This window comes from Microseira wollei NIES-4236, assembly GCF_020521235.1.
GTDB lineage: Bacteria > Cyanobacteriota > Cyanobacteriia > Cyanobacteriales > Aerosakkonemataceae > Microseira > Microseira wollei.
Genome location: NZ_BLAY01000012.1, coordinates 17,157 through 40,830, shown reverse-complemented (window position 1 = coordinate 40,830; position 23,674 = coordinate 17,157). Strand labels below are relative to the sequence as shown.

22 protein-coding genes and 1 tRNA gene are annotated in these 23,674 nt (G+C 47.2%); 14 read left to right on the top strand and 9 right to left on the bottom strand.

Annotation, left to right across the window (positions count from 1 at the left end):
- The first annotated feature begins 652 nt into the window (after positions 1-652).
- The 10 genes from plsX to MiSe_RS05665 all read left to right on the top strand — a co-directional run bounded on the left by plsX (position 653) and on the right by MiSe_RS05665 (position 9,409).
- The gene (gene plsX / locus MiSe_RS05710) at positions 653-1,687 is read left to right on the top strand and encodes a phosphate acyltransferase PlsX (protein WP_226575871.1); all 1,035 of its coding nucleotides are present in this window, start codon (positions 653-655) and stop codon (positions 1,685-1,687) included.
- On the top strand, positions 1,687-2,688 hold the full coding sequence (locus MiSe_RS05705; RefSeq protein WP_226575863.1) for a beta-ketoacyl-ACP synthase III: 1,002 nt from the start codon (positions 1,687-1,689) through the stop codon (positions 2,686-2,688). The genes plsX and MiSe_RS05705 overlap by 1 nt, the downstream gene beginning before the upstream one ends.
- A 104-nt stretch (positions 2,689-2,792) precedes the next feature.
- Positions 2,793-3,347: a Uma2 family endonuclease gene (locus MiSe_RS05700; protein WP_226575861.1), complete on the top strand. Its 555-nt coding sequence runs from the start codon at positions 2,793-2,795 to the stop codon at positions 3,345-3,347.
- Positions 3,348-3,401: 54 nt separating this feature from the next.
- Positions 3,402-4,280 carry an ACP S-malonyltransferase gene (fabD, locus tag MiSe_RS05695; RefSeq protein WP_226575859.1) on the top strand — a complete coding sequence of 293 codons (879 nt, stop codon included), beginning with the start codon at positions 3,402-3,404 and terminating at the stop codon, positions 4,278-4,280.
- Between the two features lie 589 nt (positions 4,281-4,869).
- The gene (locus MiSe_RS05690) at positions 4,870-5,568 is read left to right on the top strand and encodes a PspA/IM30 family protein (protein ID WP_226575850.1); all 699 of its coding nucleotides are present in this window, start codon (positions 4,870-4,872) and stop codon (positions 5,566-5,568) included.
- Positions 5,569-5,658: 90 nt separating this feature from the next.
- Complete coding sequence (locus MiSe_RS05685; protein ID WP_226575848.1) at positions 5,659-6,582, top strand: phosphate ABC transporter substrate-binding protein; 924 nt, start codon at positions 5,659-5,661, stop codon at positions 6,580-6,582.
- 173 nt (positions 6,583-6,755) lie between these two features.
- Positions 6,756-6,902 (top strand): hypothetical protein, encoded by a 147-nt coding sequence (locus MiSe_RS05680; protein ID WP_226575847.1) that lies wholly within the window; start codon positions 6,756-6,758, stop codon positions 6,900-6,902.
- Positions 6,903-7,210: 308 nt separating this feature from the next.
- The gene (locus tag MiSe_RS05675; RefSeq protein WP_226575845.1) at positions 7,211-7,849 is read left to right on the top strand and encodes a lysophospholipid acyltransferase family protein; all 639 of its coding nucleotides are present in this window, start codon (positions 7,211-7,213) and stop codon (positions 7,847-7,849) included.
- Between the two features lie 85 nt (positions 7,850-7,934).
- The gene (locus MiSe_RS05670; RefSeq protein WP_226575843.1) at positions 7,935-8,231 is read left to right on the top strand and encodes a DUF2288 domain-containing protein; all 297 of its coding nucleotides are present in this window, start codon (positions 7,935-7,937) and stop codon (positions 8,229-8,231) included.
- Between the two features lie 92 nt (positions 8,232-8,323).
- The gene (locus MiSe_RS05665) at positions 8,324-9,409 is read left to right on the top strand and encodes an AI-2E family transporter (protein WP_226575841.1); all 1,086 of its coding nucleotides are present in this window, start codon (positions 8,324-8,326) and stop codon (positions 9,407-9,409) included.
- Here MiSe_RS05665 and MiSe_RS05660 read toward each other — a convergent pair.
- The 3 genes from MiSe_RS05660 to MiSe_RS05650 all read right to left on the bottom strand — a co-directional run bounded on the left by MiSe_RS05660 (position 9,384) and on the right by MiSe_RS05650 (position 11,574).
- Positions 9,384-10,001: a YdcF family protein gene (locus MiSe_RS05660; protein WP_226575839.1), complete on the bottom strand. Its 618-nt coding sequence runs from the start codon at positions 9,999-10,001 to the stop codon at positions 9,384-9,386. The two genes, MiSe_RS05665 and MiSe_RS05660, sit on opposite strands and share 26 nt — an antisense overlap.
- A 190-nt stretch (positions 10,002-10,191) precedes the next feature.
- Positions 10,192-10,265 (bottom strand) — tRNA-Arg (locus MiSe_RS05655).
- A gap of 34 nt (positions 10,266-10,299) precedes the next feature.
- On the bottom strand, positions 10,300-11,574 hold the full coding sequence (locus MiSe_RS05650) for a tocopherol cyclase family protein (RefSeq protein ID WP_226575838.1): 1,275 nt from the start codon (positions 11,572-11,574) through the stop codon (positions 10,300-10,302).
- A gap of 60 nt (positions 11,575-11,634) precedes the next feature.
- Here MiSe_RS05650 and MiSe_RS05645 point away from each other — a divergent pair, with 60 nt between their 5' ends.
- Positions 11,635-11,784 carry a 4-Cys prefix domain-containing protein gene (locus MiSe_RS05645; RefSeq protein ID WP_373872758.1) on the top strand — a complete coding sequence of 50 codons (150 nt, stop codon included), beginning with the start codon at positions 11,635-11,637 and terminating at the stop codon, positions 11,782-11,784.
- Between the two features lie 491 nt (positions 11,785-12,275).
- On the opposite strand, the gene MiSe_RS05640 is transcribed toward MiSe_RS05645, so the two are convergent.
- Both MiSe_RS05640 and MiSe_RS05635 read right to left on the bottom strand, forming a co-directional pair.
- On the bottom strand, positions 12,276-12,575 hold the full coding sequence (locus tag MiSe_RS05640; protein ID WP_226575835.1) for a nucleotidyltransferase family protein: 300 nt from the start codon (positions 12,573-12,575) through the stop codon (positions 12,276-12,278).
- Positions 12,576-12,705: 130 nt separating this feature from the next.
- Positions 12,706-13,017 (bottom strand): TRADD-N-associated membrane domain-containing protein, encoded by a 312-nt coding sequence (locus MiSe_RS05635; protein ID WP_226575833.1) that lies wholly within the window; start codon positions 13,015-13,017, stop codon positions 12,706-12,708.
- Positions 13,018-13,175: 158 nt separating this feature from the next.
- Between MiSe_RS05635 and MiSe_RS05630 the strand changes: the two genes are divergently transcribed.
- The 3 genes from MiSe_RS05630 to MiSe_RS05620 all read left to right on the top strand — a co-directional run bounded on the left by MiSe_RS05630 (position 13,176) and on the right by MiSe_RS05620 (position 18,162).
- Positions 13,176-14,282: a TniB family NTP-binding protein gene (locus MiSe_RS05630; RefSeq protein ID WP_226575831.1), complete on the top strand. Its 1,107-nt coding sequence runs from the start codon at positions 13,176-13,178 to the stop codon at positions 14,280-14,282.
- Between the two features lie 835 nt (positions 14,283-15,117).
- Complete coding sequence (locus MiSe_RS05625) at positions 15,118-17,535, top strand: AAA family ATPase (RefSeq protein WP_226575829.1); 2,418 nt, start codon at positions 15,118-15,120, stop codon at positions 17,533-17,535.
- Between the two features lie 120 nt (positions 17,536-17,655).
- Positions 17,656-18,162 carry a GNAT family N-acetyltransferase gene (locus MiSe_RS05620; RefSeq protein WP_226575827.1) on the top strand — a complete coding sequence of 169 codons (507 nt, stop codon included), beginning with the start codon at positions 17,656-17,658 and terminating at the stop codon, positions 18,160-18,162.
- Here the strand turns inward: MiSe_RS05620 and MiSe_RS05615 are convergent.
- From MiSe_RS05615 to MiSe_RS05600, 4 genes are all read right to left on the bottom strand, one after another.
- On the bottom strand, positions 18,157-19,548 hold the full coding sequence (locus tag MiSe_RS05615; RefSeq protein ID WP_226575818.1) for a cobyrinic acid a,c-diamide synthase CobB: 1,392 nt from the start codon (positions 19,546-19,548) through the stop codon (positions 18,157-18,159). The genes MiSe_RS05620 and MiSe_RS05615 overlap by 6 nt on opposite strands.
- A 74-nt stretch (positions 19,549-19,622) precedes the next feature.
- Positions 19,623-20,996 carry a glucose-6-phosphate dehydrogenase assembly protein OpcA gene (gene opcA / locus MiSe_RS05610; RefSeq protein WP_226575816.1) on the bottom strand — a complete coding sequence of 458 codons (1,374 nt, stop codon included), beginning with the start codon at positions 20,994-20,996 and terminating at the stop codon, positions 19,623-19,625.
- Positions 20,997-21,281: 285 nt separating this feature from the next.
- Positions 21,282-22,811 carry a glucose-6-phosphate dehydrogenase gene (gene zwf, locus MiSe_RS05605; RefSeq protein ID WP_226575814.1) on the bottom strand — a complete coding sequence of 510 codons (1,530 nt, stop codon included), beginning with the start codon at positions 22,809-22,811 and terminating at the stop codon, positions 21,282-21,284.
- Positions 22,812-23,591: an MreC domain-containing protein gene (locus tag MiSe_RS05600; protein ID WP_226575813.1), complete on the bottom strand. Its 780-nt coding sequence runs from the start codon at positions 23,589-23,591 to the stop codon at positions 22,812-22,814.
- Positions 23,592-23,674 lie beyond the last annotated feature (83 nt).

Here is a 23,674-nt window from a genome sequence, read left to right as displayed (position 1 = left end):
TTTTGGTTTCTACCGGAAAAGCCAGTTAAATAGACTTAAATTTCCTCACTCGCACACTTAGCTGGGGAAAGCCACATAACCCACGAGCTATTGACCCAAGATCGAATCCCAGACAGTAATCATACCGATCCTTTGCCTCTTAAAACTGTTGCAATAGTGTTTTTCTCCCACCTCGCCCACCCAAAAGGGTCGGTTGCGCGTTCAATTGTCTGAAACTGCCAAAGATTACTATAGGAAAAATCTGCGACAAGGAACCAGAGATCCCAGCTGTGAAACCCGGTTTCTAGGTCGCCCAAGCGTAAGTCCTCGATTATTGGTAAAACCAGCCCGGTAGGGGCACGGCATTACATACGTTGTTAAACTATCCGAGAGATCTAGATTGCCGTGCCCCTACAGCTTGGTGGCTCAAGAGCCCCCCTGCCCCCCTGCCCCCCTGCCCCCCTGCTCACCTGCTCAAGCATCTGGCGGATCGGTTCCCAATAGATATATCTTGGGATCACAGCCATATGGCACGCGCGAAGGTCGCGGGTGGGGAAAGCTGTTGCACGTTATTGAAGATACTACTTCCACATCTGCCAAATCTCCCTGATCTGGGTGAGATTAGGGTGAGAGCCATCTGGTAGAATTTTTGAGGTTTCTATAACTTTGATCAATGGGATCAACTCGCGCACGAATTGCAATTGACGCTATGGGCGGCGATTTCGCACCCTCCGAAATCGTCGTAGGGGCGCTCAGAGCCAAGGAAGAATTGGATGTCGAGGTGTTGCTGGTGGGGGATGTCCCTCAGATCGAAGCGATTCTGAACCAACACACCAGTTCTCATAACATTGAAATTGTGCCTTCAGAAGGCACAATCGAAATGCACGAGGAGCCACTTAGCGGCTTAAAACGCAAGCCCAAAGCTTCGATCAACGTCGCGATGGACTTGGTGAAGCAAAAGCGGGCGGATGCGGTCGTCTCAGCCGGACACTCCGGGGCGGCTATGGCAGCCGCTTTGCTGCGTTTGGGAAGATTGCCGGGAATCGATCGCCCAGCGATTGGTGCGGTTTTTCCGACGATGATTGCGGGCAAACCCGTACTGATCTTGGATGTGGGAGCGAATGTGGATTCGCGTCCTAAGTTTTTGGATCAGTTCGCCGTCATGGGGTCGGTTTACAGCAGATACGTGCTGGATGTGGAAAATCCCAAGGTGGGGTTACTCAACATCGGCGAGGAAGAGTGCAAAGGCAACGATTTGGCTATTCGCGCTCATCAACTGCTGAAGGAAAATCCCAGCATTAATTTTGTGGGCAACGCTGAGGGGCGAGATGTCCTTTCGGGCAATTTTGACGTGATCGTTTGCGATGGCTTTGTCGGCAATGTGTTGTTAAAATTTGCCGAAGCCGTAGGCGAAGTGATGCTCAACATCGTCAAAGAAGAGTTACCCCAAGGATTGAATGGGATGTTGGGGACAGCAATCCTCAAACCGAACCTGAAGCGAATCAAACAACGGATGGATCACGCCGAACACGGTGGCGGTTTGCTGTTGGGAGTAGCGGGAATTTGCATTATCAGTCACGGATCTTCCCAAGCACCTTCGATATTTAATGCAATTCGCTTGGCAAAAGAAGCCGTCGATCACCAGGTACTGGAACGCATTAGTTCCCAGTATCAGAAAACCGCTGCTCAGGCGGCTGATGGAGAATAATGTTGGAACAATTTCAGGCAGGCATTGCCATTACAGGGTGTGGGGCTTGCACTCCGCAAGCTAGTGTAGATAATTTCGGACTCTCTCAGATTGTGGAAACATCTGATGAGTGGATCGCCACCAGAACCGGAATAAAACAGCGGCGTTTGGCGTCGCCAGATGATTCCCTGAGCGAGATCGCAACATATGCCGCCAAAAATGCACTGGCAATGGCTGCGATCGCGCCAGAAGATCTCGATCTGATTATCCTGGCAACATCTACCCCTGACGACCTGTTTGGCAGTGCCAGTCTTATTCAAGCGCAACTAGGGGCATCTCGCGCCGTCGCTTTTGACCTGACCGCCGCTTGTTCGGGGTTTGTCTTCGGAATGGTCACGGCGGCGCAGTTCATTCGCACGGGCGTTTATCGTAACGTACTGTTAATCGGAGCCGATGTCCTCTCCCGCTGGGTAGATTGGACAGATCGCAGCACCTGCGTATTATTTGGAGATGGAGCAGGGGCGGTGGTGTTACAGGCATTGGAAGGAAGCGATCGCCTACTCGGATTTGAACTCAAAAGCGACGGCACTCAGAATCACTTCCTCAGCCTAGCTTACCAAGCCCAGCCCCAAGAACTCATTCCAGGGGTTAGCGTCGCTAAAGGCATCTACCAACCCATTACCATGAACGGTCAAGAAGTATATCGCTTCGCCGTTAAAAGAGTGCCAGAAGTTATAGAAAAAGCCCTTTTTCGCGCCAATCTCAGCGTTGACCAAATAGACTGGTTGCTATTACATCAAGCCAATCAAAGAATACTCGACGCCGTCGCCTCTCGCCTCAAAATTCCCGATAGCAAAGTGATCGGCAATCTCGCCAACTACGGCAATACCTCCGCCGCCTCAATTCCCATCGCCCTCGATGAAGCCGTCCGTCAAGGCAAAATTAAAACAGGAGATACTATCGCCGCCTCTGGTTTCGGTGCAGGATTAACCTGGGGTGCTGCTATCTTCCAATGGGGTTAGTTATTTGCCAGCTTGCTAATTGCTAATTGCTAATCGTAAGGGTAAGCAATTACCTATTAGCAATTAGCAATTACCATCTGAAGGAAAAATTGAGGACAATTGCTATGAATTTAACCATACAGGATTTTGAGAAAATCCAAGAATTATTGCAAGATGCTTCTCTAGATTATCAGATGGAATTGCCAGATGGGAATATTGTAATTATGGAGCCATCGGGGAAAGGTTCAAGTGAGATTAGCGCGCGTTTAATCGCCTTTTTGTTCTTTTGGATTGAACCGCGAAAACTAGGACGATTATTTGATTCTAGCGGTGGCTTTATTCTGTCTGATACCAACTTACGCGCTCCCGATGTATCCTTCGTTACAGCAGAACGATTGCGGCAAAGTCCCCGTGCCTTTGGTCAATTAATTCCTGACATGGTTGTAGAGATTAAATCTAAAACCGATCGGTTTAAGAAAATTGAAGAAAAAATAGAAATGTATCTCGCACTAGCAGCGAGGGTAGGAATAATAATCGATCCAGAGCAACAGAAAGTAACAATTTATCGCCCCCATAGCGAACCAACCGTCCTGAATAACGAAGATACCCTGACTATTCCAGAATTATTCCCTGGTTGGGAGTTGCCTGTCGCCGAACTATGGCCTCCTGTATTCGAGTAAGACTTTTTTCCCTATAATATTCATCACTAACAACTGACTACTGACAACTGACTAATGACAAAAACTGCATGGGTATTTCCAGGACAAGGTTCGCAAGCAATAGGCATGGGATTAGATTTATTAGAACTGCCAAATGCTAAAACTAAATTTGAACAAGCAGAGCAAATTTTAGGGTGGTCGGTTCCCGAAATATGTAAAAGCGAGGAAGACAAACTATCGCGCACGCTTTATACTCAGCCTTGTTTGTATGTAGTAGAAAGCATTCTCGCCGATCTAATCAAAGAAAAGGGAAATCAACCCGACTTAGTTGCGGGTCACAGTTTAGGAGAATATGTCGCGCTTTATGCGGCTTCTGTTTTTGACTTTGAATCTGGTTTAAAATTAGTCAAACGCCGTTCTGAATTGATGGATAGTGCCGCAGGTGGGATGATGGCGGCTCTCATGGGATTTAAACGCGAAGAATTAGAACAAAAAATCGCACAAAATCCTGATGTTGTCCTGGCAAATGATAACAGTTCGTCTCAAGTTGTTATTTCCGGCACGCCAGAAGGAGTAGAAGCCATCCTATCTCAAGTTAAAGCAAAACGTGCCGTTCGTTTAAATGTATCCGGTGCTTTTCACTCGCCTTTGATGGCAAATGCCGCGACGGAATTTAAAGAAGTTCTTGAGTCTGTCTCGTTTTCAGATGCTGCGGTGCCAGTATTATCAAATGTCGCTCCAGTACCGTCAGTAGATGGTAACGTTCTTAAGCAGCGTCTTACCCAACAAATGACCGGCTCGGTGCGGTGGCGGGAAATTCAAGCAGAATTACCAAAACAAGGGATTGAACAAGTAATAGAAATTGGCCCCGGTAAGGTACTAACGGGTTTAATTAAACGCGCTTGTCCGGATTTAACTTTGGTCAATATTGGTAGTGCAGCAGATTGTTTGTAGCATCTGTAGGGTGGGGAGCATGTCAACTTTGTAGCGACACCCTAAAGCGTGTCGCTACACGAGACTTTGCATGCCTACCCTTCGGATTCCGCGTCAGCGGTACCCAGGCTTTAAAATTAGCGCTCGCTACTAACCCAAGTTGCTAGTTATAAACTTCGAAGTTGCTAATTGCTAATTGCTAATTGCTAATTGCTAATATAGGATTTTTACTGACATTAGCCATTAGCCATTAGCGACAGCGTGCTGACGTTGCTGAAGAACGTGCTAATGTTGCCCAGCAACAAGCAGAACAAGAACAGCAAAAGCGATCGCAACTAACAGAACGCCTGAAATCCCTGTCTCCAGAACAGTTGCAGGCTTTGGGAATTAGCTTAGAACTTTTGGATTGACAGGATTTTGGTTTCTAGGATCGTCGTGGGTAAGTCCTGTTAACATAACCTTAACCAAAGGCAGCTAAAATCTAAATCAATAGCTAGTATTGTGACTGCTGATTTAGATGGGGCGCTCGCTGAAAAATATTGTTAATTTCCCAGACAGCGTTGCAGGCTGGAGCTTAAAATAAACTCCCAAAACAGGGCAACGGGATTTTATGAAGAAATTTATATATTGGTTAATGGGTGAGAAGGCTGGACGGATTACCATATCAGCTTGGAATTGGCTGTGGGGAAAGCCAGCAGAGCCAGAAACAAAGGCTTTGCAGCCTGTAGCAGCAGCAGAACAGTATCTACAATCAATCCAGGAATCAGTGCAAAAGCTGGCTGCGGCAGTAAATGCTCAAGAAACTTCGTACAAAGGTGCTAAAACAAGATATCAAGCAAAAGTCAAAGAATTGCAAAACTTAGAGCAGCAAGCGGTAATGGCGCAAAACAGCGGCGATGAAGCAGCAGCGCGGATGGCAATGACAAAAGTGATTCAAACCGAGCAACTTTTGGCACAGTTAGAGGAAATGCTGAAACAAGCAGAAGCCGCCGTGAATGCGTCTCAGATGACGCTGCATCGAGAGCAGATGAAATTGGAAAAATATAAGCTCGACATGCAAAACATGAAAGACTTGGCAGATATGAACGAAGCACTCGAAGCAATCGCAAAGATTAACAACGAATTTAACATCGATTCGGCTAAGGCTCAGTTTGAAGCCACTAAAAGCGAAATGGAACGCCAAAATCTAGAACAACAAGCCTTAGCAGAACTGGAAAACCCAGATGCTAAACTCCTAGCTGATATCGATAATCACGAGGTAGAACGTCGTCTCAAGCAAATATCAAACAAAACAAGCAACAGCAATTAACCTTAAAAAATCAAGTCAAGAACGGAATAACCAATTGGCAAACTGTAGCTTTAGGTAAGTAATTACTTACAAAGCAAGCAACAAAAAACTATGGCTCAGAAAAGCGGCCCGCCTCCAATCGTTTATATTCTGGTATTTCTGCTGCTAGCAGGTGGCGGTTACTGGTTCTTTTTCAGGCGTCAACCACAACAAGGCGAACTACCTCAACCAGGAACAGCACTTCCCAACGCGCCTATCCCAACAGCACCCACAACGACAGGTGGTTCGTTTCCTTTCCCGACTTCAGTACCGGCTGGCACAACCGTGAGAATTGATGGTTCTACCAGCATGGTAACTATTAATCAAAGCCTTAAAACAGGCTTTCAAGGACAGTTCCCAGGGACTAATGTTATTACCAATGCCAGTGGTTCGGATAAAGGAATTCAGGCTCTCATAGCGGGGAATATCGATGTGGCGGCAATATCGCGTCCACTGACGCCCCAAGAACAAGGGCAAGGCTTAGTCGCAGTACCCGTAGCCGTAGATGCGATCGCTCTAGTCGTCGGCGTTAATAACCCCTTCCAAGGCAGCTTAACTTCAGGCCAAGTTGAAGATATCTTTGAAGGAGATATTACCAACTGGTCGAACTTGGGAGGCGGTGCGGGGACAATTCGAGTTATCAACCGACCCGCAGGTAGCGGTACCCAACAATTTTTCCAAGAACTGGTGCTGGGAGGCGGTAATTTTGGCACCGGGCCTAATATTACGACATGGCCTAGAGATGAGACAACCGCCTTATTTAGAGAACTTAAAACCGATGGGATTAGTTACGCTACCTTTACTCAAGTAACCGCCAATAAAGGCACGGTACGCCCCTTAGCCGTGAACGGTGCCTTGCCAGATTCCCCGACTTATCCCTATAAACGTCAACTATTTTACGTTTATAAAAATCCTCCCAGTCCAGTGGTGCAAGCATTCTTAGGCTATGCAACTTCATCTCAAGGACAGAGTGCGATTACTCAGGGGGTACCCTAAGCGATCGCAATCGACTTCGGGGGCGAGAGCGATCGCAATGATATCTAGATCAAAATCCGACAGTCCGAATGTCTGGATTATAGCTATTTTCAGTCAGATCGATGGAGAGTAGGGACACGGCATCAGTAAGTTTTGCCACCAGCGCAAAGGTTTTCTCCTGCCGTGTCCCGACAATGTTGTATTGTAAAACATTGCACTATGAAAAGATTTCTAGTAGTGAGGAAGTAAAAGGAATCGATCTGGATTTGTTGTTACGTTCCATCAATATGGTGAGTCATGTTGATGCGATTAAGATGTTTCAGCAGGCACTCCAAAAATAGTTGGGGATCGGATCTGTAGCATCAAGAAGGGAAAACGATATAAGTCCTGAATTATCAACGCTATTTCCGTAAATATCCCAGGACTTACGCACGCGGAGCCAAAAACAAAGGTGATGCGTCCATCTCGCTCCTCCAAACCCACGATTAATCGATTTCACCTTTGTTTTTTTGCGTAAGTCCTGGTATTTTTACAAAATAGTAGGCGAAAGCCCTGAGTCTTGAAATCGGCGAGTGTCAATGAGAACTGGCAGACTTTATTCGCTTTCAACAGCCCTTGCCAGTATTATTGATCTGGAGAGGGAGTAATTATGGGTCGAAATCGCGAACCATTTGCCAGTTTATTGCTATACCACGCCTTTAAGTGGTCGGTAGTTAGCCCCATGTTTAATTGTTACTTTCGGGGGCAGGTTTATGGGACAGAAAATGTGCCGCCAGAAGGCCCTGTGGTGGTCGTCAGCAACCATGCCAGTTACTTTGACCCGCCGATTTTATCCTGTTGCGTGCGGCGTCCGGTAGCTTACATGGCAAAGGAAGAACTGTTTAAAGTGCCTGTTCTAAAGCAAGCGATTGAATTGTATGGTGCTTATCCAGTCAAGCGTCAAGCCGCAGATCGCAGTACAATTCGGGCAGCGCTCAACTATTTGGCAGCTGGGTGGGCGACTGGTGTGTTTTTGCAGGGGACTCGCACGCCAGATGAACGAATTACAGAACCTAAGCTGGGTGCTGCACTGATTGCAGCTAAAGCCAAAGCACCTTTATTGCCGGTGAGTTTGTGGGGGACGAGTAAAATTTTGCTGGAAGGTTCTGCAATGCCTCGTCTGGTGCCGGTGACGGTGCGGATTGGTGAGTTAATCGAGCCCCCTAATTCTACAGATCGTTCAGAATTAGAGTCCATAACCCAGCGCTGTGCGGCCCAAATTAACGCGCTGTACGATTTAGGACGTTGAGTCAGAGCCAGTCTTTAGCGCGATAGACGCTGTGGGGCGCGATCGCAAGTTAAAATGAGCCATAATCGGTAACAGTTCTTTACTAATGCAAGACTTAAGAGCAGAATTAGCGGCAACGCTAGATGAAGCAGAATGGACTTGGCTGTGTCCCCACGCGAAGCGCGATTCATTGATTGTAGTGGCTACTGGACTCGATTTGGTGGATGTGGGGGTTGCCATCGCCAACGATAACGTACCATCGGTGCAGCGCTGGATCGGCGAACAACTGATCTATAAACCCTCAGATAGCCAAAAAGAAGCCTGGAATAGCAACCCAACCCAGCGGTTTCACGCCCTGATCGTACAACCTTACGTACTGATTCAAGAACTGCCAGCTGCTTAAAATCGGCGTACCGGGTTTAAGACTTCCCTATCTCGTAAGTCATGGAACCAGATTATCTTAACTCAATTCTCGGGCATCTACCTGGAGAGAAGATGAGTGAACCAACTGCAAAAAATTTTTGGAATCGACTGAGTAATTTGGCGCTGGTTCGCTTTCTGCTTTTCTTTGCGTCGGGATGGGCGCTAGTACAGCTGTTAGCTTACTTTGAAGGCGTAGTCGTCATTTTCAGCTTTGCTGCGATTATCGCCTTTTTACTCAGCTATCCGGTGAAATGGCTGCGCCGTTTTTTACCCCACGGCGTAGCAGCTAGCTTTGTTTTCTTGCTCAGCCTTGTAATTATTGTCGGTTTTACTGCCACAGTTGGATTGACAATATTATCCCAGGGACAACAACTGGTTGACAAGAGTTTGCCCGATTTTCTCAGTTACCTAAACAATTTAGTAGAACAACTTGAGAAATATCTCAATGCTCGTCATGTCAAGGTAGATTTTCGAGCGTTTGAAGTCCGGTTGCAGAACCAAGATATCGCATTTATCGGGACTAGCATTGGGACTATCCTCGCTAGTTCCCCAATTTTGTTGGATTACTTCATCAAGTTTATCTTGATTGAAGTTGTGGCTTTTTTCATGCTCCTCGATGGAGAACATCTTTGGAATTTTATCCTGAGATTTGTTCCCAAGCAACAACGTCATAAGTTTACCCTCATCGTTCAGCACAATTTTTTAGAGTTTTTTCGCGGGCAGTTAATTTTAAGTTTGTTTTTTAGCTTTTCGGCGTTCGTTATTTTCTTAGTTTTACAAGTTCCTTTTGCGCTTGTTTTGGCAGCGATCGCCGGAATTTTTCAGATGATACCAGGAATTGGAGCGGCATTAGGAATTAGTTTAATTTGTCTAATTTTATTACCCCAAAACAGTTGGATAGCTCTGAATGTCCTGATTGCTTGCATCGTGATTCAGCAATTCAAAGATAACTTGCTAGCCCCTAGAATTATGCAAGACACGCTCAACGTTCATCCCGTCGTTGGCTTTTTTGCTTTATTAGTCGGGTATAGATTAGCAGGATTGTTGGGAGTTTTTCTGGCAATTCCCATTGCCGGAGTCATTATTAGTTTATTAGAAATTGATGATATCAAAGCGTTAGATATAAAAAAGATTAATGGTTCTGAAAAAAACGGCTGAGAGTCGATCCCGTGCGCCCAGTCACCACCCAAAGGATAGCTCTTGCCCCATCGCGGACGGATTTTTCAACAGGTTCGGGCGGTTTTTCAGAAGGCACTGAAACTGGTTTCAAAACAATTCCTCTACTACCTAAAACAATCTCGCCAATAACACTGGCGCGACGCATGTGGTAATCAGAAGTAATCAAATAAACGCTCTTAATTCCTCTAGCTTTTAAGTCATCTGCCAGGGTAGTAAAATTGGTCACCGTATCCACCGCTCGATTATCTAAGTGCAAGCGACTCGGTGAAATACCCTCTTTAGCAAAAAACCGTTCTATATACCTTTTATTTGGACTACCACCAGAAACCCAGATCGGTAAATCTGGATGCTGACGCGCAAATTCTACTGTAAATCTTTCTCGCTCTAAATATTTCGTCGATCCTCCCAAGACTAATACAGCTTGGGGTTCGTCAAAACTTCTGAGATATCGATATCCTATCCCTGCCAGGAGGGGTAGCAGCAGCGCCGAAACAAACAACCTGCCTTTAAAGCGAGCAGTTTTCTTCTGCTGCTTGTAATCTTGCTTGCTGGAATAGATCCTCAACACCATGAATCAAAGGGATCGCATACAATTACACATTGCCGGAACGTCATTGCCAAGGCTAACGACTCCCCTGTTACAGAATACCCTTAACCGGAGCGGGAAACAGTTGGAAAAACGACACGATTTAACCATTTTCCCTGTAATGCTACACAGGTAGCGCGAGTAGGGGAAAAAGTTAATTATATTACCACAAACACGGGACTGGCGCGATTTGAACGCGCGGCCTAGCGCTTAGGAGGCGCTCGCTCTATCCAGCTGAGCTACAGCCCCAGGTACAAAAGCCATGATAGCAGATCGATGAGTTTCAACTCGACCGCCAAGTTTGATTCCAAGGACTGCCGCCTACTTCTAAACCACACAGCGAACTGCTAGCTTTCAGGATAAGTTTAGAGCGGCTGCCGCTCAATTCTCGCAATTTAATGGTTAAATTACCGTGCATGGTATCGCGGCAGGCGAAAGCTAAGCCTTTTTCTGTAGGTGCGCGCAAGGGAGTGCCGGGAAGATTGGTAGTCGCCGTGAGTTCTACCTCATAGTGAGCATTTCTTGCCTGCATCTGCCAACTACCCCAAGGCTGAATATTCCAGCTAACCTGGGAATTCCAAGGCACGAATTCGTAGAATTTGCCTTGATAATGCAAGCCAATCATCGCCACCTCTTCCATCCACCACAATACCCCCCGCCTGCCGCCACCAGCAGTTAAGGCAATGTCTCCCCCCTTGTGGGTGCGATCAAAAGTAGTTGGTTGAGATTGAGGCGGTGACAAGGGAGAGGGGTGACCCGGAGAAATTTTTTCGATATCACCAACGGGTTTTGACCACACCCCCCCCTTGTTAAGGGGAGGCAGGGGGGGATCGGATTTTGGATTTTGGACCCCCCCCTTGTTAAGGGGGGGCAGGGGGGGATCGGATTCAAAGCAGTTGCAATTTACCCAAAACCATTTTTGGGGAAAGGCACCGCCCCAATTTTTTTCGCCGTAAGCTGGGGCGTCAGTGAATTCATAGCGTTTGCCGTTCCACTCAATCCACCCAGTTGCGAGGCCCTGTGCCATTAAGATCTGCCATCCTGGTTCAAAAATCTGTAAAAAAGATAACCATCCGGCGGTTGATTGCTGGATTTGTCCAGAGTTTCCCCAGCCGTATATTGGCTTAATTGAATATTGCCAGCGGGCAAAGTTACCAGTACCGGGGTCTTTAAGGTAACCTTGATGCCAAGTAGCGGTGGCTTGATAGCCTTCTTGAACCTGTTGGTCAAAGATTTCTGGGTCGAGGTATCCGGGTTGGCTAGATAAATCTGTTTTACCCCAATGACCCAAGGCTAATTCGTCTCGAATTGCCCAAAATTTGTTTACATCCGGGAAAGTGCGGCAGAGATATTCATCATTGGGACCGAGAATTTGTGCGCCGCCGCCGCTGTAGGGTTTGCCGCCGATGGGGTCTTCAATCGAGTACATGAACGCGAAGGTTTGGCGGTCTTGGGGTAGGGTGACGCGGTAATACCAACCTTCAAAAAAGCGGCGATCGCTTCCATCCCAATGGTAGCCGCTGTGAGGCGTTTGATAGTCTGTCAGATTTAATACCATAGATAGAGGACATTTGTTGCGGCTACACAAACATAGCCTGCTGATGCAGGTAAAGAATCAATCTTTATTATCAGCTATTGCCTTAATCCCCAGTGCCAGAAGCCTCGAAATCCAGATGGGACAAAGTTTTGCCAAAGTTGCCGGTCAAGGTTATTGCTGAGAATGGACTACTCTCCAAGCGTTTACCCATTTGCTGGGTACTACCCTTAGTGCCCCACGCTACGCGGATTACTCCAAGTTTTCAGGACTTACGCAAAGAAACAAAGGTGATACGCAAAATCGTTGGTTTGTTTTCGAGAGATCAAGGTCGAAACCGGGTTTCTGGCCTCCTCGTGCGTAAGTCCTAGTTTTTTCTTTTTATCATTCACTCTTGTTGAAGACTTACTGCACTATTTTACGAGTTATCTTTGTTCGTGGTCTTTTCTATTTCCCCAGCTGTCGTGTGGCACTGTTTGGGTCATATTTGTCGGGCACTTCTTGGCGGATTTTCTACCTGAAGCCAACTACATTTTAGCATTTAAAGTCCCCCTGGAAGGGGGAGGCTAACAACCTATTTTTTTGGTAAAGGCGAAGACTACGGGACAATAATCGCCTCCTGTTCTACATACATTTTGGCGAATTTGGGGTTTGAGCATTTTATGGCTTACTAAGTCTACTCGCCTTCCCAGTTGGTCTTTGAGGTAAAATTTTAATTCCAGGACTTACGCACGAAGATCGTAGAAACCGGGTTTCAAGCTGCGAACGCGAGTGCGGAAGGCAGGCATATCTCTAGTTCCAAAGTGACGATTTTTCATAGAAACTTTGGTGTTTGCGTAAGTCCTAAAGTCCATATAGCGGTCAAAGGTTACTGTTCCCTCGAATTCGACTAATATATCTACGTCGCTGTCTGGTTTTGCTTCATCTCGCGCTACTGAGCCAAAGATAGCAAGGGATTTGATTCGATAGTTTTTGATTGCTTCTTGGTGTTTGGTGAGAATGGCTAGTACTTCATGTCGCTGCATAATGTATCTGGTTGCGATATCTTTATTTTATCGGGCGATCGCGCCGGTTGGTTTTTGGGGGAGAATGCGATCGCACCTTTCCTAGTCAGTTCGTAGTAAGCGCTTGGGCGCCGCAGCAGTTACACTCCGATCAATCTTCGTGTTGGAATTCTTTGGCTAAGCGATCGAGTCTGTCGTTATTTTCTTTATTAAGCATGACCAGTAAGCTGACAATATTTGTTGTTAATCCGCTGGCGGTGGTAATTGTCCCTTCTGGTACTTTGCCACAAAACAACAATCCGATGCCTAATATATTGATAACAGCGCTGGCGATTATGAATCCAAGAGTTGCGTTAGCACTGAAACGAGCTTGACGCCAAGAGTCTTGAATAATATCTCGCTCCATTTCTGGAGAATCATCGGAGGGCGATGGTTGGTTTGTATTTAACTGGTTGTTATACATTGCTATTGTTTGAACTCTACAACTCTATTGAAATTTGAGTCTGGTTGAGTTCCAGGTGGAGAAAGAAGGTTGAGAAAAATTGAGGGAGTTGACTTGTTGGTTGACTTGTAGTTGAAATTGGAGCCATAATCGCATCAGTAATTTTCTTTCGAGGCATCATGGGTCGATCGCTTAGGGTTTCTCCAAGGTGCATAGAACAAGTCAAATCGGCTGTCGGGCGCAAAGGCTTTCCGAGTCAGAGGGCTTTGGCTGAAGATGGGGCATTTGCTCTATCGACTGTCAAGAACTTTCTGAATGGAAAACCTGTTTATTACTCAACTTTTGTTGCAATAAGTTATATGTTGGGGTTAGACTGGCGGGAAATCGCAAATTTGGAAGAAACAGACTCCCAATCGGTTCAACCCAACTTAAAACCAATCTTTGCGGAACCTTCACCATTTATCACTGGCTCTGCCATCACCCAACCTCGCTACTTTTTCGGGCGACAGAAGGAACTCAAGCGCCTATTCGATTTACTGAAACGCCATCCCCTGCAAAATGCTGCCATTATCGGCAAAAAGCGCAGTGGAAAAACTTCTTTGCTGCAATACTTGAAAAATATTACCACTACGCCAAAAGAACAGTTACGACCCGGGCAAAAATCTGATTGGTTACCCCATCCAGAAAATTATCGTTGGATTTTCGTAGACTTTCAAGATCCAAGACGCCAGAATCGGGAAGGGCTGCTGCGCTACATTTTAGAATGCCTAAAAATGCCAGTGCCTAACCCTTGCGATTTGGATAGATTTATGGATGAGGTGAGCAGTAATTTACATCAGCCTACAGTCATCTTACTCGACGAGATTGGTGTAGGTTTACAACGCTGTCCGGAATTAGATGATGGATTTTGGGAGAGTTTGCGCTCTTTGGCAACTAACCAAACAAATGGGAATCTTGGGTTTGTTTTAGCAACTCCGGAATCACCGATTGAATTAGCGCATAACACGGGGCATAGTTCACCTTTTTTCAATATCTTTGGATATACCACAACTCTGGGAGCTATGACTGAAGCCGAAGCGCGGGAGTTGATAGCCAGTTCGCCCATTCCTTTTCCTGATGACGATGTTGAGTGGATTTTGAATCAAAGTCAATGCTGGCCTCTGCTACTGCAAATCCTTTGTCGAGAACGATTATTTAGTCTGGAAGATGGGGAAAAGGGAGATAATTGGCGGGAAGAAGGGTTACAACAGATGCAGCCATTTATAGATTTATTAGAGACAGGTTAAAGATGAATAGGAAAGCAGACAAATTCCCCGTAGGCAGACTGAGAGGTTGCACCGAACCGAGAGCTTGCCCGGAAATCAATTTCCCGATTGTAGAGACGTTACATGTAACGTCTCTACAATCTTGATAAATAATTCTTCAGTCCACTTAAGTGGACTTGCGCTATTAGCCTGCGATTTGAATCGCAGGCGGGCTGGAATTCAAACGCAGAGATTTTCAAATCAATCCCAGATGAAAGATGAAAGCAGACAAATTCCCCGTAGGTAGACTGAGAGCTTGCACCGAACCGAAAACCCGCCCGGAAATCAATTTCCGGGCTAATAGCGAAAGTCGGTTCAAACCGACTAAAGAGGTTGATCAATAATTCTTCAGTCCACTTAAGTGGACTTCAGCTATTAGCCTGCGATTTGAATCGCAGGCGGGCTTGAACTCAACGCCGACATTATAAAAATCATTGACGAGTCTTTAATACTCGACGACGAGATTCCAAACCTCGCTCGCGAGTCTCTAAGACTCAACGACGAAATTCTAAAACTCGCTCGCAAGTTTCCCATACTCAACAACGAGATTCCGCACTTCGCGAGCGAGTCTCCAAAACTCAACAACGAGATTCCGAACCTCTCTCGCGAGTCTCCCATACTTGAAGATGAAGTTCTGATACTCTCTCGCGAGTCTCCAAGACTCGACGACGAGATTCTCAACCTCACTCGCGAATCTCCCATACTCGTTAGAGAAGTGCAATATCCACCACTCGGTAAGACAATTCAGAATAGAGAAGAATAGATTCTCAGCATTTTTGCTCACACCCTGCCCAGAAGACAAAAAACCCCGTCCGAAATGACCTCGCCAAATGTGCCGCGCAACGCCTACACCGATGCACCCGAACAGCACCCCAACCTAATTATCGGTAGTCTGCAACTGCTGTTGTGGGTATTCTTTCGTCCCTCGGCTGGGCGAAACCACCTCAGCCGCATTGACCCTTCGCGGGACCCAGCTTTTTGGAAGCTACTAATACAAGCATTATTGGTCTTGCCTGTTCTAACTAATTCAATAGTTGTTGCCTTAGTGCTTGGGTTATTACGTAAGCCAGTACAAGAGATTTTATTGGGCGTGGTGTCGGGCGTGGTCTTGGGCGTGATGTCGGGTGTGGTGTGGACTGTGGCGTTGAGCTTGGTGGGACTGATGTTTAACTCGGTGTCGGGCGTGGTATGGGCCGTGGCATCTGGACTGACATTGGGTGTGGTGTGGGGGGTGGCGTCGGGCGTGAGGCCAGACATGACGTCGGGCTTGGCGTCGGGCTGGGGGTCGGGCTTGGAGTTGGGCTTGGGGTTGGGCGTGCTGTGGGGCGTGCTGTGGGGCATGGTGTGGGCTGTGATGCGGTTTGTGAAATCACACTCCCTGTCAAACCTGCTACACACCGTGGTGTTGGGTATGCTGTCGGGCGTGGTTTTGGGCGCGGCGTTGGGCGCAGCATTCGGCTTGCTATCGGGCGTAGCGCCGGAGATGATCGGCTTATGGATCTTGGGAATAATCTTGGGAATAACTATAAACTTATGGCTGCCTGTAATGCTTTATCCTTTCCTCAGCTTAGGAAATTTTCTGCTTTATCGACTAGAGCAACTACGCACCACCAGTAAACCCAGTCTCTTGCATCGGCATTCTGCTTTTTGGAATGAGTCACAGCGCCTTCGTTTGTATGGTTTAGACAAGCACGTTCTCCTAATTATGGAGCGTAACCCAGATGAAGGAAAAGCCGCTCTTAACTACCTGAGTACCAGTCGTCAGCGTTGGGCAGCACGAGCGGTACAAATAGAACTAGATGCCAGGGAATTAGAACGCTGTACAGACGTAAAAGCCATCAGTAACGCTCACCGCAGTCTAGCAGTTGGCGAACTAAACAGCCCAGTTAGTTCTCTCCTGAGTAGCTTTAGTCGGATCAGCGAAGACGTAGATGCCGCCCTGAACAAAAGAAGTGCTTACTACCGGCGTTTAGACCTTCTTACTGTGGCAGAGAAATTAAACGGTTTAATTCGAGAGTTGACCCGCAGCAGTGGTAGCGATCAATATGCTGTGCGCTTTCTTCCCATTGCTAACAATTGGTATGAGGTTGTTAGAGACCATGTACGACAACTAGCAGAAACAGTCGAACTCCGCCAAGAAGTTGACAACCCCTACATTGTCGGCAACCCTCTCACCGAACAGCAGGAAATCTTCACCGGACGCACCGACATCGGTAAACGCATGGAACAATTTATCTTCGACCGCCGCCGCCCACCTTTGTTACTCTACGGTCAGCGACGCATGGGCAAAACATCTTTGCTCAACAACCTGGGACGCTTGTTACCCAGCACTATCATTCCCATGTTTGTAGACTTACAAGGGCCAGTTTCATCAGCAAGAGATTATGCTGGTTTTCTCTACAATATCGCCAGAAGTATGGCAGCTTCAGCCAAGCGCCAAAGTGGGTTAACTCTCCCATCTCTTAACCGCGAAACTCTGCAAGATGACCCTTTCACCCGCTTTGATGAATGGCTGGATAAAGTAGAGGAAGCGCTACAACAAAATATTGCCCTGCTTGCCTTGGATGAATTCGAGGCGCTAGATAAAGCCTTCACAAAAGGACGCTTTGATGAGCAAGATGTTCTGGGAATGTTGCGTCACCTGATTCAACATCGTCCCCGCTTCAAAGTGCTGCTAGCTGGTAGCCATACAATCGAAGAATTTCAGCGTTGGGCTAGCTATTTAATCAATGTCCAAGTTCTTCATATCAGCTATTTGAAAGAAGCGGAAGCGTGTAAGCTAATTGAGCAACCCGTCCAAGATTTTACCCTGCGCTACGAACCCAAAGCGGTTGAGCGAGTCTTGCAACTCACCCGCTGTCACCCTTTCCTCATACAACTCCTCTGTCGTGAAATTATCACCCTAAAAAACGAGCAAGATCCATCTATCCGCCGACTCGCAACTTTAGCAGATGTGGAAGCAGCAATACCAAAAGCTTTAAGTGTTGGCAGTTTGTTCTTTGCCGATATTCAAAACAATCAAATAGATGCAGCAGGACTAGCCATTCTGCGCTTTTTATCAGCCCAAGGCGAAGGGGCAATAGTCAGTCGAAAAACTATATTGCAACAGTTTCCCGATGAATACAACGCACTCGATTTACTTCGGCAACGGGAATTGATTGAGGAAGTTGGTGATGGTTACCGTTTCCAAGTAGAATTAATCCGGCGCTGGTTTGCACAGCAGCTTACCAGCTAAAGAACAAGTTTATACTGAAATTTATCGGGATGAGTTGGCAGCGATTTGCTGATGCGATCGCTTCACCCTTACCCTACCGCAGGCATTTGCACTTGATACACCCGCAACGATCGACAAACTATGCATATTGAACCTCTATCCCATCAAACCCTTGATGAAGCCATTAATCTGGTCAATAAGGTTTTTCCACACCAAAGACTTTTTGAAAGAGCCAGTATCGGATTTCGTGGCAGTCTGGCAAAAAATAGCTGGTTATATATAATCTTGTTTTATCTAGCAGTAATTGGAGAAGCAAATTACTGGATTGCCATCGATAATGATTGCAAGAAAGTCATAGGAACCACAGGATTATATTCGACTCGGAAAGATGAACGTGAAGCTTATTGGTTAGGCTGGACTTGTGTAGAACCAGCTTGTCGCGGTCAAGGAATTGGCAGTAAATTAGTTGATTTTGCTATTGAAAAAGCACGAGGGGCAGGTAAGCAATTTTTGCGATTATACACATCAACCAATCCAAGCCAAGCCACTGCACAGATCCTCTACGAAAAACGGGGTTTCCGGATTACAGGTGAAGAAAAGCTGCGAGGAACTGAATTCAAAATTATATACCGCGAACTTAAGTTATAAAGAAATACTCAAACAATTCTGTAGAAACCTTTTGGGAATCTCCGGACGCGCACCAAAGTGAAGATGGACATAAGACGCATGAACCTGATGCAGTCGCCATCCTTCTTCTGTCACCGGACTGTGATATCCTCTTACCTGAAATAAGGGTTTTGTTGGCTTTTCAGATAGATGAGAACGATGAAACTCATGTCCCCAAACTGTCGCACCCGCACCTAATATCGGACTATCTTGCAAAACCGTCGCTTCTCGATATCCTAATGTTAAACGCCCACCCATTACCGCTGTTGTCGGTAATATTCCCACCATCGACCCAGATTTATTATCAAAATCGATAATTTTTTCGCATAAATACATCAATCCGCCGCACTCAGCATAAGTTGGCATTCCTGTCAAGATAGCATGGCGAACTGATTCGCGAGCGAGTTTATTTTCTGCTAGTTGTTCGGCGAATACTTCGGGAAAACCACCGCCGAAATATAATCCTTGGATGCCTTCTGGTAATTCCTCTGTAAGCGGACTCCAAAATACTAATTCTGCACCCAATTGTTGTAGCAAGTCTAGATTATCAGCGTAGTAGAAATTGAACGCGCGATCGCGTGCCACACCAATTCGGCAGGGCGCGTTGATTAACGTTGCCTCTCCCTGCGATAAACTATTACCAAAACCTGCCCCGACAGTATTACTTTTCAGCAATGGTAATAGTTGTTCCCAATCAAAACAACTTTCTCCCAGGTGGGCAAGTTGGTCGATAATACCATCGAGTTGGGATAGTTCTCCTGTGGGGACTAACCCTAGATGTCGGTCGGGGATGCTAATATTATCCTGTCTTCGCAATACGCCCAAGATGGGGATTTGTAGGGGTTCTAGGGCATCTTTGAGCAATTGTAGGTGGCGATCGCTTCCCACTCGATTCAACACCACCCCAGCTAACTTAATTTTAGGGTCAAACGAGCGGTAGCCGTGGGCGATCGCAGCCACCGAACCCGATAACCGACTGCAATCTATGACTAACAATACCGGCAAATCCAACAACCGGGCAATATGAGCAGTACTGGCAAAGGGAATGGGTAATTGGTAATTGGTAATTGGTAATGGGTTATTACCTACTCCGTCAAATAACCCCATCACGCCTTCTACTAAAGCGAATTTCACCCCTTGACTGTGACGGATAAAACATTGCTGTACGTAAGCTTCCGAAGTGAGTACCGGGTCTAAATTGCGACAAGGGCGACCCGTGACGTACTGGTGAAACATCGGGTCAATATAATCTGGGCCAACCTTAAACGATTGAACCTGTATACCCCGATACTTCAAACACGCCAGCAGGGCGAGCGTTACCGTTGTTTTGCCCACCCCGCTGCTTGTGCCTGCGATCGCGATAGTCATTGGTAATTGCTCATTGCTAATGGCTAATTGCTAATTGTAATTTTCATTACCCATTACCAATTAGCCATTAGCCATTAGCCATTAGCCAATTTTAAAACTTGCGTTGCCACAGCCATACTTTCTTCGTAAAGTACCTCGCGTCCCATGCGCTGTAGCTGTTGAGAAAGCAAGAATTCGGCTTTTTGGTCGAATAATGCCGTAACTTGGCGAGTTTCGCAGGTTTGTGCCACACCACCTGCTTCCATCCGCATACAGCCGCCTGTTTCAGAACACAAGACGGTGCAACAGTTTGCTGCTGTATTGCTGGAATAAAGGCGCAGGTTGATTAAATCTCCCGATATTTCGCCTGTATCGACCACGGGAATCGCGGCTAACTCGGCTTCAATTTCGCGTCCATCCCCACCCACTAACTTGACGCGCTTGATGTCGTATTCGCCACCTTCGTGTACGTAGGAAACCGGAGTCCACTGCAACCGACTGGCGATCCAACCCAAGTACATCAGTGCTTGGGCGGGATTGCCTTTTTCGTAGTCGAGGGTGATGCGGTCGATTTCCATGATGTGGGCGCGACGTTCTGGCGGATCGAAGGTTTCGGCGGTGAGTTCTTGCCAGGAGGCGAGACGACGCCAATTGAGGTCTGCGATCGCCATCCCCGATTCGGTCAAGCCGTACACTTGCAACAAGTCGGTTTCGGGAGTGAGGAACCCGGAAGAATCGAAAATCACAGAACTGCTAATGGCAGACAGTCGCTTGAATAACTCGTTTTCTGGATCCGGCGTTGTTTTCCACCAGAGGAATTTGGGCAAGTCGGAAATAGTGAGAGCGGGAATCATCCCGGCAATGCGTTCTAAAGCTTCTTCCGTGCCTTTGAGGGTAATGTATTCGCAGCAGATCAGGGTACTGCGACTTTGTTTTTGAATCGGACAGTAGGCGGAGACTTGAGCCGTCACGCCTTCATCTTCGCCGACGATGGGACAAAGAGCAATGACGCGACACGGGTTAGTTTGCGCGATCGCATCGGCAAAACCCGCACCCGCCGCATCCGGATCGTACTGAGGAACGCTGCTGCCGTTCCCATCGGAATTCCCTGCCCCATTGCGTTTTTGGGCGTATTCGACTCGCAGTCTCTCCACCAATTCCGGACTCGACTTACCCGTGACTGGCAGGTTATACGCTTTCTGCGCTGCCGCGATCGCTGCGTTGGTGCGCGGCCCAGAAATTCCATCCACCGGACCCTTATAGAAACCCAGAATCGCTAGCAGTTGTTGAGTTGCCTCTGGTTCGTAAACCACCAAAGTAAACGTTGCCGCCCTAGACGCCATCGGCAACCCGTTTTCGCTCGATACACCGTAACTTTGCCAGATTTTACCGAGTTCAGTTTCTATATCGCTGATAGAGACATCTTTCGGTGCCTGGAGGGAAACAATCGGAGCAGATTGTGTAACCATAGTTAGGAGTTTGGATGAAAGGATTTGAGATTTGAGATTTCAGATTGCCGATTTGAGATTTATTCAATCTGATATCTGCCATCTGAAATCTGCAATTGACAGCTACTTTTTAGCTAACTGGATTCTAGAAAGGTTAACTCGTTACCTCCGAAGTATTCTGTATTCTGACGAGCTAACCTGAATCCACTCAAGAGGACGCGGAGAGTGGGAGACAAGGGAGAGCGGCGATTTGTGTAGAAACCTTCCCCCCATCCCCTTGTCCCCGCGTCCCCGAGTCTTCTTTCGTCAGGGTCTACGCCAACGACGCCCGTCGCGGTTGATTAGCAGTTCTGCTTCTGCTGGTTCCCAAGTTCCTGCTTCGTATTGGGGAACCGAGGCCGGATCGGTGGGCGCTTCCCAAGCCATCAGTGCTGGCGTGACTACCCGCCAAGCTTCTTCCACTTCATCTGCCCTGGTAAACAACGTTTGGTCGCCCAACATGCAATCTAGTAACAAGCGATCGTAAGCATCACCCGACGACTTGCCAAACGCCGAACCATATTGGAAATCCATATCCACCGGCCTGGTGCGGAGTTGTAAACCGGGCATTTTGACATCAAACCGCATGGAAATTCCTTCATTCGGCTGAATCCGCAGCGTCAGGATGTTGGAACTTGCCTGTTGGGCGGCGGATTGGAAAATCATATGCGGCACTTCGCGGAATTGGATCGCAATTTCCGATACTTTTTTCGGCAGCCGCTTGCCGGTTCGCATGTAAAACGGCACCCCGTGCCACCGCCAGTTATCCACCATCAGCTTCATCGCTACGTACGTGGGTGTGATGGTATTAGGATTCACCCCTGGTTCTTCTCGATACCCAGGCACGCGCTTTCCTTTCATCCACCCTGCGGCGTATTGACCCCGTACCGCTGAAAGCTCTAGATTGCGGGTATCTGCCAAGCGGGTTGCTTGAAGCACTTTCGTTTTTTCATTGCGGATGCTGTCGGCATCGAGGGAGTTGGGCGCTTCCATTGCCGTCAGACAAAACAGTTGCATCAGGTGGTTCTGCATCATATCCCGCAGCGCCCCGGATGTTTCGTAATAGCCTGCCCGGTCTTCCAATCCTACGGTTTCTGCAACGGTAATCTGGACGTGATCGACAAATTGGCGATTCCACAAGGGTTCAAAGATGGCGTTGGCAAAGCGAAACACCAGTAGGTTTTGTACCGTTTCCTTACCTAAATAGTGGTCGATGCGGTAAACCTGCTGTTCCTTGCAAACCTTGGTCACCACTTGGTTGAGAACTTGAGCCGATGCCAAGTCTCGACCAAACGGCTTTTCAATCACCAGACGGTTTTTAATCGGGTTGTCCAGCATTCCTGCTGTCCCTAACTGCCGAATCGCTTCCGGGAAAAAGTTGGGCGAAACCGACAGATAAAAGACTCGATTGCCTCTAGTACCTCGTTTACCATCCAGTTCGCTCAGCAATTGCTTCAGTTTCTGGTAACTTTCTGGGTTGTCGATGTCGCCGGAACAGTAATACAATCCTTGAGCAAAGTCTTGCCAAAATTCTTCGCTGCCAATTCCCTCAGAAAACTGCTCGATGCCCTCGCGCATTTGTTCGCGAAAATAATCGTCGCTCCAAGGCCGTCGCGCCACGCCTACAATCGTAATTTCTGGGGGCAGCCTTCTTTGTCGCTTCAGTTGATAAATCGCTGGCACCAGTTTGCGTTGCGTCAGGTCGCCCGATGCACCGAAGATGACCAAAATTTGCGCTTCGGGTACTCGTTCCTGTTGTAAACCAACGCGCAGGGGATTTTCTAGCAGTGTGACCATTTACTTGTTTCCTCGTTCAATAGCTTCCAGCCTTGCTAGTACGCCTTCGTACTTGGCTGTCAAGTCGTCTATGATGTGCTGGTATTCAGCTTTGATTTCTGCTCGGATTTTTTCTTGTTCTTGAGCAATGCGAACATCCCAATCCCTTTCCCATTGCCGAAGTTCAGCCCGAAGCTGCCTGTTTTCCTCACGCAAGCGTTCCAGTTCTGTCGCTACTTCAGCCGCACGGCGTTCTCTTTCGAGATCCTTTTGCCTGATATGTTCCTTGAGGCGTTTATTCTCTAGGCGCAACTGCTCTAATTCAGAAACACCACCCTTGCTATCTTGCTTTGCCTTTCCAGAGGATATCTTTTCCTCTACCAAACGCTGAACCTCTGCGGCAGTGGGAATGCCAGCGGGTGATAAATCTACCGCTTGCTGCCATATTTCAAGTTGTAGCGCTGGCGGTAGTTGGGCGAGGGGGCGGACTTGACTTTCCTTTTTGGGAAATTTATCCCCAATTGGGGACAAATTTTCCATAACCTGGGCAGCATTAATATATCGATATGCTGTGGACTTTCCCATTTCCCACCTGTTTCGACAATAGACGGCGAAGGTTTTGTGGGTTTCTCGGTAAAGCTTCTTTTCCTGAATCTCCATCAGAGCCTTGCCGACTTCGTAAAATGTCTGAAGTCCTTGCTCTACAATAGCTTCGAGTTCTTTGAGCCGCGCTCTTTCCCCATCATCCAAGGGAGACTTCGCCTCCGATTTACTCTCTACCAGACCGTTTGAATTCACCATAACGGCTTTTTGGCAATTTGGGATTGGATATCGCTAATAGCTAATGGCTATTCTTTCTATTAGCCATTAGCTATTACCACATA